Source organism: Salinicola sp. V024, from assembly GCF_052645315.1.
In genome coordinates this window covers 164189-181870 of the sequence record NZ_JBQXYB010000006.1, presented here as the reverse complement: position 1 = coordinate 181870, position 17682 = coordinate 164189, and the positions used below count along the sequence as shown (strand labels likewise).

The window sequence follows — 17682 nt, the reverse complement described above, 5'->3', positions numbered from 1 at the left end:
CGACAGGTTTGCCCGGAGATACCGCTGTGAGAATTCAACTAGGTTGCGAGATGATCTATCAGTTTGCCGCGCCCACGCCGATGATCGCCATGCTCAACGTGCACCACTCGCGGTTTTCGAGCCTGGAGCAGCCCGATCATCTGACGACGACCCCCATCGTTCCGTTATCGAGCTATCGCGATAGCTTCGGCAACTGGTGCACTCGGCTGGTGGCACCTGCGGGCACCTTTTCACTGGGCACCAATACCGTGCTGCACGATGACGGCGGTTACGATGCGGTCGATGTCACGGCGCAGCAGCATCCGGTAGAGACCTTACCGTCGGACGTGCTGCTGTACCTGCTGGGTAGTCGCTACTGCGAAACCGATCTGCTCAGCGAAATCGCCTGGCAGCGCTTCCAGGGTACGCCGCCGGGATGGCAACGCGTCCAGGCGATCTGCGATTTCGTCCACGACCATATCACCTTCGGCTACGAGCACTCGCGGCCTACCCGCACCGCGGCGGAAGCCTACCGGGAACGCGTCGGCGTCTGCCGCGACTACACCCATCTGGCCGTCACGCTGTGCCGCTGCATGAACATCCCCGCCCGCTACTGCACCGGCTATGTCAGCGATATCGGCAACCCGCCGCCCTATGCCGACATGGACTTCGCCGCCTGGATGGAAGTCTATCTCGGCGGACGCTGGTGGACCTTCGACCCGCGCAACAACGCGCCCTGCATCGGCCGCGTGCTGATCGCCCAAGGCCGCGACGCCACCGACGTACCGCTGACCCACACCTTCGGCCCCAATACCCTGGGCGGATTCAGCGTGTGGATCTACCAGCTGGCGGAGTGAGCGAGAAGCCATGGCCTGAGCGGAAACCAAGGAAAGGACTTGGAAAAGAAAGCGGCAGCGCACGGCTTGGTCGGATCTATTCAGAGGTAGGCGCAAGTCTCTTTGCCAAATAAAGCCTCGTAGACCTCAACGGCGCTTTCGTACCTGACGAAGTGTCTCTTAGGGACGCTTCGAATGGCGGGACGCTCCGCTTTGAAGCCTTCCGAATTACCCTTGGTATGTTTCGCCACTTGAAACGTCGAAATATCCGGAAGCGGCTCACCGGGCATACCACTGAACACCAGGAAAGGACCCAGGTCGAGGGTGTCGGAATCGAATTGAACCCACACAACTACACCTGACGGCTTGACTCCCAACGCTGTATGGACATTCTGCTTGGCGGTCTTGGCCGCACGGCTGGAAGCCTTGAGCTGGAGATGTCGAACCACACCATTCTCCTCGATGATCAGATCGTACCCGCTGTTATCAACCTCAGGCTTAGCGACTTCGAGTCGACAGCCGCGCTCGAGCCAGGAATGCTTGAGCAGCTCCCCGACAAACAGATGCTCGATCAGTCGCTCCCGGTATGACGAGTGAAGAAAATGCTGTTCCATTATTTCCAATCCAAGGTTAGCAACCGAGTATTGATAGATACTGCTCTCGCTACCTAAACACCTTGAAACGCCCTGGTGTTATAGATCGCCTGCCGGGTGGCATCTATCAGAATGACTTCATCCCTCCGAGGATGCAGCGGATTGATCACAGCGATATCTTCAAGGCCACCGGGTACGGCGCAACTGGGGAGCAGGAGAACCAGATTGCGATTGGCGCGGAGCCATGCGCTTCCCAGAGTTCTTGTAGAGGCGGGATGCGGGTAGTGGTTCCAGTCGTCCGGTAAATCGGCCAGTGTCCATCGATCGACCGCGTCATCAGGGACTTCGAAGATACCGATACGATAGCTGACCGGCACCAGTCGTGGCGACGGCAGATAATTTCCCATTTCGAGCATCGCCACGCTGACCGAAGTGCCGAGATAGAGAACCGGATCCCCGGGTTCATTCCAGCGCCCGCCCTCTTCGAAGCTAGCGCCGCGCCCGTTGAGAACCGGCAGCCAACGAGCAGGACCGATGCGGTAGAGCCGCATCAGCTGAACTCGCCGAACTCGATGGCACGGAGCGCACCGCGCACCATTTTCCGGCCGTGAAAGGTATCGCAGAGCGCGATCGGCGCATCGCCCGCCAGTGCCGTGATCGGCGTGCGCAACCATTCGAGCGCCATCGCCCGATCTTCGAAAACACGGTGGGCGTAATTCAGAAGGCCCAGAAGATCGAGTACCTCTTCGGATTTGGTGCGCGTCAGGGCCGTGCGCTGATAGGTCCGATGCAGGTTGCCCGATGTCGTCTCGAGTATCGTGATGAACAGCTCGCGAAACTCTGGATGGTCTCCGAGATCGGCAATCGCCTGGCGCACCAGGCTGCCCGGTACACCCTGTCGCACCGTACGAATCACGACCGCTGGCTCTTCCGAGATGCCTTCGAAGAGGGGACGGATTGCCGCCGAGGACCGTTCTTGTCGTTCCATAGCGCACTCCCGGCCGCGAACGGCTAAAACATCATATTGAAGCATTATCAACCTCAAAATGATGCTCGTCAATTCGCAGCGAAGCGGCCCATCCATCGATAGCACTCATTCGACCAACTCTTACTCGACCAACTCTTACTCGACCAACCCCTCCAGCACCTTGCCGTCCAGCGAATCGGGCGAGAGCCCTAGCAGTCGGGCAAAGGTGGCGCCGGCACTATCCATGCGCTGGATGCCGCGAGTGGTATCGAACGGCAGTTCGACACCTGATCGAATCCCGGCGCCGTGGAACAACGCGACACCGTGATTGGAGGCAAACGCGGTGCTGGCGGTGGGTACCTGCGGGCCGTGATTGGCACCGGGCGTGGTGAGTTCGGCCACGGTATCGCCGCGCTGGTTGGTCCCCCAGACGAAGCCCTGCGCATAGGCGAACAGCACGTCGCCCATGCGTTCCCCCCAGTAGCCGAGCGGGCTGGCATCCTGTTTCTTGAGTGCCAGCGCGACCACGTTACGCTCGCCGCTAGCCGTTTCGACATACCAGGTGGTCAGCGCCTTGAGGATTCGCGTCTGTACCTGCTCGATCCCGGCGGCGGCAACCAGGTCGCGATTGACGAATATCTCCAGTCCGCCACGTTCGTCCTTGAGAAACGCCTGGCTCGCGGCAACGTCGGGCCGGCCCTCGGCGTCGATCGTGCACAGGTCGAATTCGGCCAACCGCCTGTGGATATCACAGAGGTGGGAGTTGGGAACGTCACCATGGTCGGAGGCGAGCACCAGCGTGGTATCGTCATCGCAACCGGCCAGCGCGCGTTCCACCGCATCGTCGAGGATCCGGTACGAGCGCCGGATCACCTCGAGATAACGCGCTTGATCGCCGGCTGTGTAGAACTTGGATTCGGGATCGCACTGGGCGAGACAGGTGTGATGCGTCTCGTCGTTGAGCCGGAAGACGGTGGCGAAGAGCGAGAAGCCTTCGTCGTTGAGCAGGGTCAGCGCGCTATCGACCAGCCAGTCGAGCTGGTAGCGCCCCTCTTCGAAGCTGGTTTCGAAGTAGCGGGTATCCGGGTCGGCGGAGACCGCCCACTTGGAGATGAACGGGCCGTGTCGCTCGATCAGCCGGCGCGCCAGGCCCGGCCGGCCGCTGCTGCCTTCCGGCGCGGTAATCTGCGACTGCAGCAGGTCGATCCTGCCGCTGGTGACGTCGAGATCGAGCAGCTTGAAGCGCACCGCCGCCGGTTTGCCCTCAATGGCATGCTCGTCCGCCAGCGCCAGCCAGTCGCTCCATTCGCCGACGCTCAGGCTCGCTTCCGCTTTCGCGATCTCGAGACGCAGATGCTCACCGTCGAGGCGCAACGTTACCGCTACCGGCTCGCCGCGATGGGCGGGAATCAACGCGACGAAGCCGCCATCCGTGCGCTCGATGGCGAAGCGATTGTGCTTCTGGTGGTGAGCCAGCGTGCCGGTGGGCGGCCAGCCCAGCGCTTCGGTCGACGGCATCGTAGTCCACTGATCGAGGTGCGTGCTGTGAAGGCATGCCGGCGCCAGCTCCATCGGCGCGGGGCCGCTGCCGCTCCAGAACGGGGCGAAACAGAGATCATTCTCGCCCGCGGGGACGAGACTTTCCGGGAAATGGACCAGCGCCGCACGCTGGCCGGCATCGCGAATCAGTTCCAGCAGGTGCTGCGTGCCGCTGGGCGGCATGCGCTGGCCGACCCAGCTGGTGCCGGGCGCTTGGCCGGTCAGGAACGTCACGAAGTTGGTATCGCCCCAGGTCGAGATATAGGGCATTAACCGCGTCGAACCGCCTTCGTCGCGCAGGCGCTGAATGTTCGGCAGCACGCCCTCGGCGCAGAAGCGCTCGACGAGTTCGGGGATCAGGCCATCGACGCCCAACAACAGAATTTTCTTGGCTTGATTCATCTAGGACTCCGCTGACGATCGATGGGCGTTCAAGCGATACGGTAGTGATCGATAACCGACCGATCGATCTCGATACCGAGACCGGGTTTGTCGAGCACGTCGACGCAGCCGTTGGCGTTGAGCTGGAACTCACCGCCGATCAATTCCTGACGGAACGGGTGCGCCGATTGATCGTATTCGAGCATCGGTTCGTCCGGCGTCAGCGAGAGCGGCTGCGGCGGCAAGGTGGCGAGCAGTTGAACCGCCGCAGCCAATCCGACACCGGATCCCCACACATGCGGAATCATCGGCACGTGCCAGGCCTGGGCCAGCGCGGCGATCTTGCGCCATTCGGTGAGCCCGCCGGCAGCACCGATGTCCGGCTGAATCACGTCCAGCGCGCCTTCGCTGATCCAGTCGCGATAGCCATATTTGGAGTATTCGTTCTCGCCGGCGGCGATCCAGGTACGCGAAACGCCCTTGAGTTCGCGATAGCCGTGGCGGTTTTCGGGGCTCAACGGCTCCTCGAACAGATGCACCCGCGTCTCTTCGAGCTCCATCAGGATCCGTCGCGCCGCCGGTACGCTGTAGGCGCAGTTGGCGTCCATCATCAGCGCGATGTCCTCGCCCACCGCATCGCGCACCGCACGCATATCGCGAATGTCCGCTTCGATGCCGAAGCCGGTCTTGATCTTCATCGCCCGGTAGCCGTTGGCCTGATGGCGCAATGCCTCCTCGACCACTTCCTCCGGATAGTTCCCGCCCTCGCGACGATAGAAGCCGGTGGCGTAGGGGCGGATCTCGTCGCGGAACGCGCCGCCCATCAGGCGGTGGATCGGCTGACCTAGTGCCTTGCCGGCCAGATCCCACAATGCCGTATCGATCGCGGCGATGCCGAACAGCGCCGCGCCCTTCTGGCCGTAGGGGCGGGTGTGGTTGTACATCGTCTCCCACAGCACTTCGCGCTCGAAGATCGAGCGTCCGATCACCAGCGGCTTGAGCGCATGCTCGACCATCGCCTGGGCGACCTGCGGCGGCTGCAGGCCGTGGTTGACGCACTCGCCCCAACCCACCAACCCTTCGTCGGTGTGGATTTCGACCAGCATGGCGGTGCGCTGATGCACCCAACCCTGAGAGAAGGAGAAAGGCTGCTCCAACGGCGCGGCGAGGACGTGAGTCTTGACTTCGGTGATCTTCATGCAGGATCCCTTATTCGGAAACGGATTGAGTGGAGGAGGCCTCGCGGCGAGCCGCGACCGTCGCCCGCCAGTCGAGCACGCCCGCCGCCACCGTCCAGATCAGAAACAACGCGATCAACACGAACAGCGTGGTGGCGATACCGCTATGGGTGAAGAACGAGAAGAAGTCGCCGCGAGAGATCAGCAGACCTCGGCGCAGCGAACTTTCCAGCGCCGGCCCCAGCACCATGCCGATGACCAGCGGCGCCAGCGGATAGCCACCGCGACGTAATACGTAGGCGAGAATCCCGGTCAGCGCCGCGACCACCAGATCCAGCGGATTGCCGCGCACCGACACCGCACCGATGAAGCTGAACATCACGATGCCGGCCATCACGAAGCCCAATGGCAGCTTGAACAGGTAGCGAAACAGCCCGATGGAGGGCTTGCTGAGGATCAGCATGGCGACGTTGACGATGATCAGCACCACGAACAGCGCGTAGACCGTCTGCGCCTGGTCCGCCATCAGCCGTACCCCCGGCGTGATGCCGTGGATCACCATGGCGCCCATCATCATCGCCGTGACCACGTCGCCGGGAATGCCCAGCGCCAGGGTGGGAATGAAGGCGCTGCCGGTCACCGCGTTGTTGGAAGACTCCGAGGCGATGATGCCATCCGGCTCGCCCTTGCCCAGATTGGCCCGCCGCGGCGACAGCTTCTGGGCCGCGGCATAGCTGATGAAGGCCGCCGCGGCCGCGCCGGTGCCCGGTAGCGCGCCGACGAAGCTGCCGATGAACGAACCCCGCACCAGTTCGATCAGACGCCGGCCGATCTCGCGCAGGCTGGGAAAACGCAGCCGAGCCTCGGGGATAGTAGTGGCCTCCTCGTCACGTGCGGAGAAACGCACGAAGACTTCCGACAGCGCGAAGGCGCCTACCACCACCGGAATCAGATCCAGTCCCGAGCTGAGCGCATAGGTGCCGAAGGTGAAGCGGTCGGCGCCGGTGATCGGGTCACTGCCGACCGTCGAGAAGAAGAAGCCCATCATCCCGCACGCCAGCCCCTTGAGTAGACTGCCGCGGGAAATCCCGACGATGCAGAGCATCGCCAGACAGACCAGCGCGAAGACCTCGATCGAGCCGAAATTGACGGCGAACTTGGCCAGCTGCGGGGCGCAGAAGATCAGCAGTACGCAGGAGAACACGCCGCCGAAGAACGAGGCGAAGGTCGCCCATCCCAGCGCTTCGTCGACCCGGCCCTGCTGGGTCATGGGGTAGCCGTCGAACGTCGTCGCCGCCGACTGCGGCGTGCCTGGCGTATTGATCAGAATCGCCGTGATCGAACCACCGTAGACCGAACCGCAGTAGACGCCGATCAGCAGCGCCATGCTGGTGATGACGTCCATGCCGAAGGTGAACGGCAGAAAGATCGTCAAGCCGACGACCGAGCCCAGCCCGGGCAGCCCGCCGATGATGATGCCGGCCCAGGTGCCGATCACGATGGCGAGCAGCGCCTGCCAGGTGAAGGCGTCGCCGACCGCCGCCAGAATCACGTCCATGTCAGATCACTCCATTCGTGAGCAGCGCCGGCAGCCGGATCAGCAGCACATGGTGGAACAGAAACCACAGCCCGCCACCGATCACGATCGTGCCCACGAGCAGCGGCAACGGCCGTCGGATACGAAACAGCCACAGCGTCAGTGCCACCAGTGGCAGTGCCGGGATCAGGAAGCCGAAGCTGGCCGTGGCGATGGCAGCGATCAGCACCGCCGCCATCAGCAGCGGCAACGACGACAGCGTCACGTTTTTTACCGGCACGCGGCGAACCAGCTCGCCGATCAGTATCGCCAGTGCTATCGCGCACCAGATCGTCAGCACGATGCGTGGCACCAGCATGGCGCTTTCCGGCCCCTGCCATGCCGAGACCGAAAGAGCGCCACCGGCCAACAGCAGCGCCAGCGCGGTCAATACGCGGGGGTGGATCAAGGATGCGAACATGAATCGCGACTCCTGAGAGATCGAGAGAGCCATCGCTCGAGCGAACAATAGAGCGAGAGAACGACTTACTGCGTTAGGCCCGCATCCTTCAGCACCTGCTTGTTGGCCTCGAAGCGCTTTTGCACGAACGCCTCGAAATCATCCGGCCCGAGATAGGCGATACCCGCCTTGGCCTTGTCGGCGAAGGTCTTGAACTTGTCCGACTCCACCGTCGCCTTACACGCATCGGCGTACTGTTGGGCGCGTTCATCCGAGATGCCCTTGGGCGCGACGACACCCTGCCACACGGCGAAATCCAGCGCCGGCAGGCCAAGCTCCTCGATCGTCGGCACGTCGTCGTAGCCCTCGACGCGATGGTCGGCAAACACCGCCAGCGGGCGGAGATCGTAGTTTTCGAGAATGGTTTCGGTATCGGCCATGATCTGGATCTCGTTGCCCGCCAGCGCATTCATCGCCGGACCCGAACCGCTGTAGGGAATGTGCTCGGCTTTGAGGTCGCTGTTGACCACGGTTGCCGCCATGGCGAGATGCGGCAGCGTCCCCGGGCCGGAAGAGCCATAAAGAAACGGCTGATCCTGGGACTCCTTGACCAGCTGCTTGAACGAGGAGATGTCGGAGGATTTCGAGACCATCAGGAACATCGGATTGGAAACGGTGCGGCAGATGTAGGTGAAGCTGTCCGGACCGTAGGGCAGCTTTTTCAGCGAGGGCTGAATCGTCAGCGCCCCGGCCGGCTCGTAGCCGATGATGTTGGGATTGCCCTCGCTCTTGGCGACTTCTGCCGTACCGACCGTAGCGCTGGCCCCGGCGACGTTGCGCACCACCGAGGTAACGCCCAGCTGCTGCGAGAAAGTCGGCTCGAAGCTGCGCGCGACGATGTCAGTGGCGCCACCGGCTGCGAACGGCACGATGATGTCCAGATTGTCGGCGGCCACGGCCGACTGGGTCGCGCCGATCAGCGCGAGTGCGGCCAGCGAATAACGCAATGATGTCATGGTTAGCTCCATTTTTCGTAGCGCTGCGAAAACGGCGGAAAACAAGCGCTTTAGCAGAATTCGATAGACCTCTGAGCGCTGATCTTGATCTTGATCGAGTTGCTGCCTCGCCTAAGCCTTTCGATGCATAACGCCTGCTCTGCGAATCGAGCTAAAATCGTAGCGCTACGATTTTTGACGGACAATCATTGCCATTCGTCCATTCGTCGTAGAATTAGACCAAAAGACGAGAGCCGTTGACGAGACGAAACCTCGCCAATGACCCGGTACACTACCGAGCCAAATCGAAACATCATCGAAACAGCAACGCAGGGAACGTCACGTACCGGCACCAGTTCGCAAACCGATGACGCTGACGTTTTAAGGATCGAAAGTGGCCAGAAACAGACGCAGTTCACAGCGCGTGACCATGGGCGAAGTCGCCCAGTTGGCCAACGTTTCACCGAGCACGGTATCGCTCTACCTGCGCCGACCTGGCGAGGTCTCCCCCCACCGCGCCGACAAGATCCAGGCGGCCATCGACCGGCTCGGCTATCTCCCCAATACCATGGCCGGCGGGCTGGCCTCTTCTCGCTCCAACGTGATTGGCGTACTGGTGCCCACCATCACCAACTCGTTCTTTTCGGAGACGCTCGAGACGCTGGAACGTCATCTGCGCAGCGCCGGTTATCAACTGTTGATCGGCAACACCGAGTTCGACGATTCGCGGGAAGAGGAGCTGATCCGCTCGATCCTGAGCTGGAACCCCGCCGGCCTGGTGCTGACCGGCTTTCTGCATAACCGCAAGTCGCTGTCGCTGCTCGCCCACAACGACACGCCCATCGTCGAGATGTGGGACTACGGTCAGCCGGGACTGGACATGGTGGTGGGGTTTTCGCATCACAGCTGCGGTCGCCTGGTGGCCGAGCACATGCTGCGTCAGGGCCGCCGCCGGATGGCCTTCGTCAGCACCAACTTTCAGCGCGACGTGCGCGCAGGGAATCGTTACCACGGCTTTCGCGACACCGTCGAAGCCGCCGGCGGCACGGTCGAGCTTCGCGAGCTGAGCGGGCGCAGCCATGCCGAAGAGACCGGCCGGCTGACTCAGACGTTGCTCCAGGAACATCCCGAAATCGAAGCCATCGCCTGTTCCAACGACATGGTGGCGCTCGGGGTGATGATGGAATGCCAACGCCAGCACTGGGCCATTCCCGACCGTATTGCCCTTGCCGGCTTCGGCAATCTGGACTTCACCACCAGTACCGTGCCTCCGCTCACCACCATCGAACCGCCGCGCCGGGAAATCGGCCAGCACACCGCCCGATTGCTGCTGTCACGGCTCAAGGGGGAACTGCCGGAGAGCGACAGACGCCTCGATCTCGGGGTGAGGCTGGTGGAAAGGCAAAGTGTCTGAGCGATCTCGGTCCGAAGGCCGCTTCCCGAAGCACCGCCGCAGCGCGAGACGCTCAGCCGGTTGCGAACGGTAGAAGCGATTCGGGCTACTGGGTGGAGAGATGGCCCGTCATCGGCCATGCTGATAGCCTCGAATTCAGCAAGGAGGCCTGCATGAAACCCTACACGCTCTGGACAATAATCGGCACTTCCACGGCCATCCTCTCGGGTGTGGCGACCCGCCAGGCGCTCAAGCAAGCGACCCGTCGTCACGCTTTCGAACCGCCAATCAACCCGGACGATCCCGACGTACGCTGGCGCGAGGCGCTGCTGTGGGGCGCCGCTTCCGGCGTTGCGGTGGGCGTGGGCCGGATCCTGGGCTGGAAGATGGCCTCCAGCGGCCTGCGTCGCGCTCGCCGGACTCGTCGGGGCCAACGCCTACTTTCGCGTATCGAAGACTGAAGGTTTGCCCCACGGCGGGTGCCGCAAGCTCACGATCGTGAGCCGCGAGGACCCGCCATAGTGGCGTCGGGCACTACAACAATACCGCTACAGCAACCACCTAATGTCGGGCGAGCGCCCCCACCAGCGACTCGGTCAGACGTTGGAGCGAAAGCAGTCCGCCAAAAAGCCAGACGGGCTCGATTTCGCTGACGCGGCCTTCGCGAACCGCCGGCAAGTGTTGCCAGATACGATTCCTGGAAAGCTCGGTGCCGACCGATCTCGGAAACGGCTTGATGATCACGATGTGCGCATCCGGTCGGGCCGCGAGGCGATCGAGGGAAATGCTGGCGAAACCCCAGGCGTTGGTCGGCCCGGCCCAGGCGTTCTCGAGCGGCGTCTTTTGGATGATCGTATCCACCATACCGCCTTCGCCGAAGACACGGACGTGCTGAGAATCGCTGAACTGAATCACGTAGACAGGAGTATCGGCGTTCTCGAGGGCCACCGCTGCGGATTCCAGAATGCGTCTGGTGCGACGGATCAGCAGCGCGGCTCGGTCAGTGGTATCCGACACACGAGCGATCTCCCGCGTCATCGCGACCGTCGCTTCGTAGTAGGGCCGCCCGGACGAAAAGTTGTCGATGAGGCGGACCGGCATCATGCGACTCAAGCGCTCGTTGTCGCGCGAGAACAGCGCACTGCTGATCAACAGATCCGGTGGGTTCTGAGCGAGCAGCTCGAGATTGGGCTGGTCACGCAGACCCATATCGAGCGTCTCGGCGGGAATCGCCGGAGACTGGACCCAATCGTTGTAGCTGGAGATATCCGCGACCGCGTAGGGCGTGATCCCCAGTGCGATCAGCGTCTCGGCGACACTCCAGTTGGTGGCGGCAATACGCGGCGTCTCGGGAGCGGCGGTCGCGAGCGCCGGTAGCCAGAGAATGGCTGCCATCACCACCGTCAGGAGGAAGGACAAGCGGCGCCTTCGGCGACCGGACGGCCGCCGAGAACATGCAGGCGTCGACATTTACCAGTGATAGCGCAGCGTGGTCAGTACCGATCGGCCGTCGCCGTAGTAACTGCTGTTACTGAACGTATCGATGTAGGAGACGTACTCGCGATCGAAAAGGTTGGTCGCGTTGACCGCGAGATCGAGGCTCGGCGTCAGCGCGTAATTGGCCATGGCATCGACCAGGGTGTACGAACCGGTCTTCTCGCTGTTGGCATCATCGATGTAGGTGGAGCCGACGAAGCGAGTCCCCAGGCCAAGGGTGACATCGCCACGCCTCATGTTGCCCGGGATCGTGTAGTCCGCCCATACCGATGCGATGTGTTCGGGAACGAGCGAGGGTCGGTTCCCCTTGTTACCCCCAATGCCATCCTCTTCGATCTCGGAATCCCAGTAAGAGTAAGCCGCCGTCATGTTGAGCCGATCGCTCAGCGCCAGCTTGCTCTCCAGTTCGATGCCGCGGACATTGACCTTGCCGATCTGGCGGTAAAGATTCTCGCTCACCTGCGAAGCGACATTGGTCTGCGTCAGGTCGAAGACGGCAAGCGTGAACAACGCATTGGTGTTGGCCGGCCGATATTTCATGCCGACTTCGTACTGTTTGCCTTCCTGCGGATCGGGGCTGCCCGAAATCAGATTGCGACTCGTCGGCGGCTGGAACGATTCGGCGTAATTCGCGTAGAGCGACAGGTCATCCAATGCCTTGTAGGTCAGCCCGGCACGCTTGGTGAAAGCGTAGTCGTTGGCCTCGTCGGAGGCGGTCCGCGTATTGACGTCGTCGTAGCGCCCGCCAAGCGTCAGGATCCAGCGCTCCGCCAGGGTCAGCTCCTCCTGCAGATAGAATCCCTGAGAAGCCTGCTTCTGTCGGAAGTCCGGCTGCTCGGTGAGTTCGACACACGCCTCACCGCAGTATTGCGGGTCGTAGATATCGATGCCCCCGGCAGTGCCGTAGAGACTCGTCTCATGCACGTCGTCATGGGTGTAATCGAAGCCGGCCAAGGTGCGGCTGCCGATGCTGTCGAAATCGGTGTCGTACTGGAGCTGGTTGTCGATCGTGTATTGATCGCGCTCGCCGTCGACCACGAAGGCCGTACGGCCGTTGGCGGGATCGGGATCACTGAGGTAGACGTGGTCGTAGTCGAGATCCAGATGGGTGTAGCGCGCATTCTGCCGGACGGTCACGCCATTACCGAAATCATGCTCGAACAGATAGCCGATATTGCGCTCGATCCGGTCCATATCGTTGTAGTCCGGCTCGCCGAGGAACGTATCCGGATCGATACCCGAGCCGCGCGGAATGGAGTGGGCGGCGTTCGTCTTGCGCTTGTTGAAGTCCGCCAGCAGCGTCAGCGATGTCGCATCATCGGGCCTGTAGGTCACCGCCGGGGCGAAATAGAAGCGGTCATCCTGCGTATGATCAGCGCTGAGCTCCGCATCCTGCCACTTGGTCGTGACCCGATAACTCCACTTACCCGCCTGATCGATCGGGCCGCCGAAATCCGCACCCGTTTCCGTGTGCTCATCGCCGAGCGTGGTGTAGACCTCTCCAAACTCGTAGTCCAGCGGCCGCTTGGTGATCGCGTTGACCATACCGCCGGGGGCATTCAGCCCGAACAGAGTAGAAGTCGATCCCTTGAGAACATCGATCCGCTGCAGGCCGTAGGGTTCGAGCTTGCCCCCGGTGAAATTGACCGTTCTTCGTGACATCCCATCGCGATAAGTTCCCAGCGACGTGGCATTGAAGCCGCGAATCATGAAGTAGTCGTAGCGATCGTCGGATGCATATTGATCGACCGTCACACCGGCCGTATAGGAGAGCGCCTGCTCGAGGTTCTGCACGTTGCGAGTACGCATTTCCTCTTCCGTCACGACCGAGACGGAATTGGATAAGTCGAGGAGCTCGGTGTCGGTCTTGGATCCGGTCGTCGTACGCTCGGCAACGATGGAGGAATCGGGGCCAACGGCGCTATCCGCGATAGCCGCTGCCTCGACCGTCACCGTATCCAGCTGGGTGGAGTCACCGCTGGATTGGGCCAGCGCCGACGATGCCAGCAGCAGGGAACCCGAGGAGAGCAACACGAGCGACAGCGTTCGGCTGGAGACGCAGCAAGATTCGGACAAGACCTGGGCGCGGGCCTTGCTCGATGAGCATGACGACTTTTTCATTATGTTCCCTTAATGACGCGTCGAAGGCGTCGATTTATTAGTCAGTACCGATGACGAATTGTGAAAACCTTAGTCGCGAGTGTCAACGATTATGATAAATATTCGTATTCGCATAAAAGACATGGGTATCCGCGAATCCGACCTCAGAGAACATGCGGACCGGCATGACAGGTTCGGCTTAAGAGGACGTTCGAGACGCGAGCGCCGCGATTCTTGAGACATATCTCCCATGATCGGCCGGGGGCACTGTTGCTGATCGACATCGACAACTTCAAGCCGGTCAACGACCTGCATGGTCATGCGGCGGGGGATCGGCTGCTGGTGACGTTGAGCGAACTGATTCGAGAGATTCTGCCCGAAGGCGCCCTGGCGGCGCGTCTGGGCGGCGACGAATTCGCGATTCTGCTGAGCGACAGCCCTCGCGAGACCGCCACGAGGCTGGGCGAGGAGCTGCGAGCTCGCTTTCATGCAGTCGCCTCGACGACTGTTGTCACCCCCCTGGCCGTGACGCTGAGCATCGGCGGCAGCGTATTCGATCTGCCACCGAATGATCTGGGCGCGCTGATCGATCATGGCGACGCCACGCTATACGAGGCCAAACGCGGCGGCCGGGATCAACTGCGCGTGCTGGACCAGACCAAGGCCACCGGCGCGAGAGCGGACAAATCGACCCCCGCGCGCTTCATGTCGAGCTGACGGCGCCCCGTTACAACGCGCCGTCGGCGATCGCTCTGGCCAGGGTCGGTGACAGCGGCAGACGGGGCAGCAGCGTTGCCTGATAGGCGTGATAGAGATCCGCCTTGCCGCTCCACACTTCGCTGGACGGGTTATTGTGGCGATCGAGCTCCTGCCACCAGCTACCGCGTTCGCGATCGATCAGGAAACGATCGATGTAATCCCAGAAACAGCGATACCAGGTTTCGTAGGTGGCGTCGCCGGTACGCTTGAGCAGCGCCGCCGAGGTCGCGGCGGCTTCGGCGAGCGTCCAGTGCATGCGCTCGTGCACTACCGGCTGGTTATCCCAGTTGTGGGTATAGACCAGGCCCGGTTGGCCATCGACGTGCCAGGCCAATTTGATGGCGCTATGGAAAAGCCCTTGGGCATCCTCGAGCAACCAGCCCGGTGTCTCTTCGCCATGGCGCAACAGCCCGCCTTCAAGGTGCAGCATCAGCCGCGACCACTCGAAGGCATGGCCCGGCGTGGCGCCGTAGGGGCGAAATTTATCCTTGGGGGTATCCTGATTGTAGCCGCGCCACTCGTTCCACTCGCTGTCGAAGTGCTCGACGACGCGATAGTCGTTGGGTCTGGCGTGGGCGTGGATGATCCTGTCGACGATGGAGAGCGCGCGCCTGCGCCATTTCGGCTCGTCGAGAACGTCGGCCAGCTGCAGGAAGGCTTCGGTGGCGTGCATGTTGCTGTTGCCGCCGCGATACGCTTCGTCTTCGCGCCAGTCACGCGAGAACCCCTCGCGCATGCGCCCTTCGTCTTCCGCCCAGAACCGGGTTTCGATCACGTCGACGATGTCGTCGAGCAGCGGCTTGGCCTCTTCGTCACCTGCCTGCCAGGCGCTGGCGGCCGCGAGTGCCACGAACGCGTGGATATAGGCCTGCTTGGTCTGCGTTTCACCCGACTTGGGCCGCTCGCCGTACCAGCCGCCATGCTCGCTATCCCGCAGATCGCCCTTCAGCGCTGCGACGCCGTGCGCCACCAATGGCGCCATACCCGGCTCGCCGCGCATCGCTGCCAGCGCGAAACAGTGCGTCATGCGGGCGGTAATCATGGTGTCGGGGTTGGCATCACCGGGCAGTCGGCCATCTTCATCGAGCGCGGCGAAACCACACTCGGGATGGCGCGAAGCGCGATAGAACGCCAGCAGACGCTGGCCTTCACTTTCCAGCCAATGAAGATGCGCCGGCCGATCCAGCCAGCTGTCCTGGCGTGGCGGCAAATTGGAAGTCGTACCTGGCATGCTTTCTCGAGCCTCCTCAGCCCTGTCGTCTGTCGACGATATCCTCAACGAGGAACCGTATGGATCGTGCGCCTATTCACCCCGCCCGTGACGTAAATGTCCATTCCACCTTCGCCGCTGCTACCCGGGAGAGATCACCCATTGACCACCACCCCGCCGTTGGGGTGAATCGTCTGACCGCTGATGAAGGACGAATCCAGCGAGGCCAAGAAGACGTAGCACGGCCCCAGCTCGGACGGCTGCGCGGCGCGCCCCATCGGGGTATCGGAGCCGAAATCCTCGAGCATCTGCGGGTCGTGGGCGCCTAGCGTGGCGGGCTGTAGCGGTGTCCATACCGGTCCCGGCGCGATCGCATTGACGCGAATGCCACGTCCCACGACCTGATTCGACAGCGACCGGGTAAAGCTGACGATCGCCCCCTTGGTCGCCGTGTAATCCACCAGAAAATCGGGCCCGATATAGGCGTTGACCGAGGTCGTATTGATGATCGCGTCATCTTCGCCCAGATGAGGAAGCGCGGCCTTGGTGAGATAGAACATGCCATGCATGTTGGTGGCGAACGTCTCGCGCCACTGTTCGTCGTCGAGCTCGGTGAGATCGTTACACACCTGCTGCGTGCCGGCGTTATTGACCAGAATATTGAGCCCGCCGAAGGTCTCGACGACACGTTCGAGCGCAGAGCGGCAAAACGCGGCATCGCGGATGTCACCGGCGATCAGCAGACACCGGCGTCCTTCCGCCTCGATCAGGCGCTGCGTTTCCTTGGCATCATCGTCTTCGCTGAGATACATGACCGCGACATCGGCACCTTCGCGGGCGAAATGAATGGCTGCAGAACGGCCGATACCGCTATCGGCGCCGGTAATCAGCGCGATCTTGTTTTCGAGCTTGCCGCTACCGCGATAGCCGGGGCGAATGAATTCCGCTGGCGGCTGCATCAGGCCTTCTTTACCGGGTAGCGACTGTTGCTGCGCATGGATTTCGGTTTTCTTGACCATCGTTGGCCGCTCCTTGGCTCGGGTTGGGTTGTGCACTGGACAAGGCAAACGAACTGAATCGAGTCAGCCGTAAAGCAGACGTCACTCGTTCAGGCCGACTTGGTGCAGATGGCTCGCCTGCCAATGGCTTGTCCACCGATGAATAACAGTCTTAGTTGAAGGGTACGAGCTCGGCAAGTCGTGGCCGGCCGGCCCCCTGCAAGCCTGGCTCGAGACAGCCGAGGCGTGCCCGATCAGGTCCCGGCCACACCAAAGGACCAGCCGACCGCAGCCGTTGCAGCCATGGCCATCAACCCCCATACAGTGACCCGCACCACGGCCACCCGCGGGCGCGAACCACCGACTTTCGCCGACAGTATCCCCAGCAGGCCGAGCGCCACCAACGAACCGGCGGCAACGACCACCGAAATGGCGTGCCGTGGCGCCATCAGCGAAGCGATGATCGGCAACCCCGCGCCGGCGAGAAAGGTCAGTGCCGACGTCAGCGCCGCCTGCATCGGACGTGCCGCGTTGATCGTGCTGAAGCCCAGCTCGTCACGGGCGTGCGCGGCCAGGGCGTCGTGATGCATCAGCTTCTCGGCCACTTCATGCGCCAGCGCGGTGGACAAGCCTCGCGCCTCGTAGATTTCCGCCAGCTCACGGGTTTCGAACTCGTAGTTGGCGTCCAGCTCACGCCTTTCGCGCGCCAGATCGGCATGCTCGGTATCCTTCTGCGAGCTGACCGAGACGTACTCTCCCGCCGCCATCGACATCGCCCCGGCGACCGCCCCGGCGGCGCCCGCGGTCAACACGCCGGCCAGCGTCGCGCCCGCCGCCGCCATGCCGATGATCAGGCTGGCAATGGAGACGATACCATCGTTGGCGCCCAGCACCGCCGCCCGCAGCCAACCCACACGATCAGAATAGTGACGCTCCTTGGGTATGGACATGCCTGGCTCGTGTCCCCGCTCCGGTCTCATGAGTCTCTCGTCACTCCTCTCGTCATCTGCTGGCTTGGCATCTGCTCTTCTCAGTGCTTCATTTCGGTTTCCCATCCTCGCGCTTCCCTGGTTCTCCGCGCTGACTCGATCCTCGAATCGCCACCCTGCCTCTGAAGCTTAGGCCAAGCCAATGGATCGAGGGGCGTCTCTCTAACCCCGGTGCATCGCGATGACCGCTGTGCGTTACCTGATCAGTAGGCACTGCGCTAATCACCCGGCACGGCATCGACCTTTGGATCTCCTGTATTGCGGGGATCCAGCCAGCTTATCGCTGCTTATT

Annotated in this window: 16 protein-coding genes and 1 pseudogene; 4 read left to right on the top strand and 13 right to left on the bottom strand. The window is 62.2% G+C overall.

Annotated features, from left to right (window positions below):
- Positions 1-26: 26 nt before the first annotated feature.
- Entirely contained in the window at positions 27-836 is an 810-nt protein-coding gene (locus tag ACUN9V_RS11325; protein ID WP_445511457.1) for a transglutaminase-like domain-containing protein, read from the top strand.
- A gap of 80 nt (positions 837-916) precedes the next feature.
- Here the strand turns inward: ACUN9V_RS11325 and ACUN9V_RS11320 are convergent, their stop codons facing one another.
- From ACUN9V_RS11320 to ACUN9V_RS11285, 8 genes are all read right to left on the bottom strand, one after another.
- Entirely contained in the window at positions 917-1429 is a 513-nt protein-coding gene (locus tag ACUN9V_RS11320) for a hypothetical protein (RefSeq protein WP_445511456.1), read from the bottom strand.
- A 53-nt stretch (positions 1430-1482) separates the two neighbouring features.
- The gene (locus tag ACUN9V_RS11315; protein WP_445511455.1) at positions 1483-1959 is read right to left on the bottom strand and encodes an RES family NAD+ phosphorylase; all 477 of its coding nucleotides are present in this window, start codon (positions 1957-1959) and stop codon (positions 1483-1485) included.
- The gene (locus tag ACUN9V_RS11310) at positions 1959-2396 is read right to left on the bottom strand and encodes an antitoxin Xre/MbcA/ParS toxin-binding domain-containing protein (RefSeq protein WP_445511454.1); all 438 of its coding nucleotides are present in this window, start codon (positions 2394-2396) and stop codon (positions 1959-1961) included. Before ACUN9V_RS11310 ends, ACUN9V_RS11315 begins: the two co-directional genes overlap by 1 nt.
- A 135-nt stretch (positions 2397-2531) precedes the next feature.
- Positions 2532-4316 (bottom strand): alkaline phosphatase family protein, encoded by a 1785-nt coding sequence (locus ACUN9V_RS11305; RefSeq protein WP_445511453.1) that lies wholly within the window; start codon positions 4314-4316, stop codon positions 2532-2534.
- 29 nt (positions 4317-4345) lie between these two features.
- Positions 4346-5494, bottom strand: a complete 1149-nt coding sequence (locus ACUN9V_RS11300) for a mandelate racemase/muconate lactonizing enzyme family protein (RefSeq protein ID WP_445511452.1) — start codon at positions 5492-5494, stop codon at positions 4346-4348.
- Between the two features lie 10 nt (positions 5495-5504).
- Positions 5505-7031, bottom strand: coding sequence for a tripartite tricarboxylate transporter permease (locus ACUN9V_RS11295; protein ID WP_445511451.1), 1527 nt, complete (start codon positions 7029-7031; stop codon positions 5505-5507).
- A gap of 1 nt (position 7032) precedes the next feature.
- The gene (locus ACUN9V_RS11290) at positions 7033-7470 is read right to left on the bottom strand and encodes a tripartite tricarboxylate transporter TctB family protein (RefSeq protein WP_445511450.1); all 438 of its coding nucleotides are present in this window, start codon (positions 7468-7470) and stop codon (positions 7033-7035) included.
- 65 nt (positions 7471-7535) lie between these two features.
- Entirely contained in the window at positions 7536-8465 is a 930-nt protein-coding gene (locus ACUN9V_RS11285; RefSeq protein WP_445511449.1) for a Bug family tripartite tricarboxylate transporter substrate binding protein, read from the bottom strand.
- 373 nt (positions 8466-8838) lie between these two features.
- On the opposite strand from ACUN9V_RS11285, the gene ACUN9V_RS11280 reads away from it, so the two are divergent.
- On the top strand, positions 8839-9858 hold the full coding sequence (locus tag ACUN9V_RS11280; RefSeq protein WP_445511448.1) for a LacI family DNA-binding transcriptional regulator: 1020 nt from the start codon (positions 8839-8841) through the stop codon (positions 9856-9858).
- A 152-nt stretch (positions 9859-10010) separates the two neighbouring features.
- Positions 10011-10298 carry a DUF4235 domain-containing protein gene (locus tag ACUN9V_RS11275; RefSeq protein WP_075561919.1) on the top strand — a complete coding sequence of 96 codons (288 nt, stop codon included), beginning with the start codon at positions 10011-10013 and terminating at the stop codon, positions 10296-10298.
- A 100-nt stretch (positions 10299-10398) separates the two neighbouring features.
- Here the strand turns inward: ACUN9V_RS11275 and ACUN9V_RS11270 are convergent, their stop codons facing one another.
- The gene (locus tag ACUN9V_RS11270) at positions 10399-11256 is read right to left on the bottom strand and encodes an ABC transporter substrate-binding protein (RefSeq protein WP_445511447.1); all 858 of its coding nucleotides are present in this window, start codon (positions 11254-11256) and stop codon (positions 10399-10401) included.
- Between the two features lie 51 nt (positions 11257-11307).
- Positions 11308-13455, bottom strand: coding sequence for a TonB-dependent siderophore receptor (locus ACUN9V_RS11265; RefSeq protein WP_445511446.1), 2148 nt, complete (start codon positions 13453-13455; stop codon positions 11308-11310).
- Between the two features lie 195 nt (positions 13456-13650).
- On the opposite strand from ACUN9V_RS11265, the pseudogene ACUN9V_RS11260 reads away from it, so the two are divergent.
- A pseudogene (locus ACUN9V_RS11260) lies at positions 13651-14151 on the top strand (GGDEF domain-containing protein); the annotation flags it as partial.
- Between the two features lie 10 nt (positions 14152-14161).
- Here the strand turns inward: ACUN9V_RS11260 and ACUN9V_RS11255 are convergent.
- The 3 genes from ACUN9V_RS11255 to ACUN9V_RS11245 form a co-directional block, all read right to left on the bottom strand.
- Positions 14162-15424, bottom strand: a complete 1263-nt coding sequence (locus tag ACUN9V_RS11255; RefSeq protein ID WP_445511445.1) for a D-mannose isomerase — start codon at positions 15422-15424, stop codon at positions 14162-14164.
- 134 nt (positions 15425-15558) lie between these two features.
- Positions 15559-16422, bottom strand: a complete 864-nt coding sequence (locus ACUN9V_RS11250) for an SDR family oxidoreductase (RefSeq protein WP_445511444.1) — start codon at positions 16420-16422, stop codon at positions 15559-15561.
- Positions 16423-16655: 233 nt separating this feature from the next.
- Positions 16656-17351, bottom strand: coding sequence for a VIT1/CCC1 transporter family protein (locus tag ACUN9V_RS11245; RefSeq protein WP_445511443.1), 696 nt, complete (start codon positions 17349-17351; stop codon positions 16656-16658).
- Positions 17352-17682: the final 331 nt, after the last annotated feature.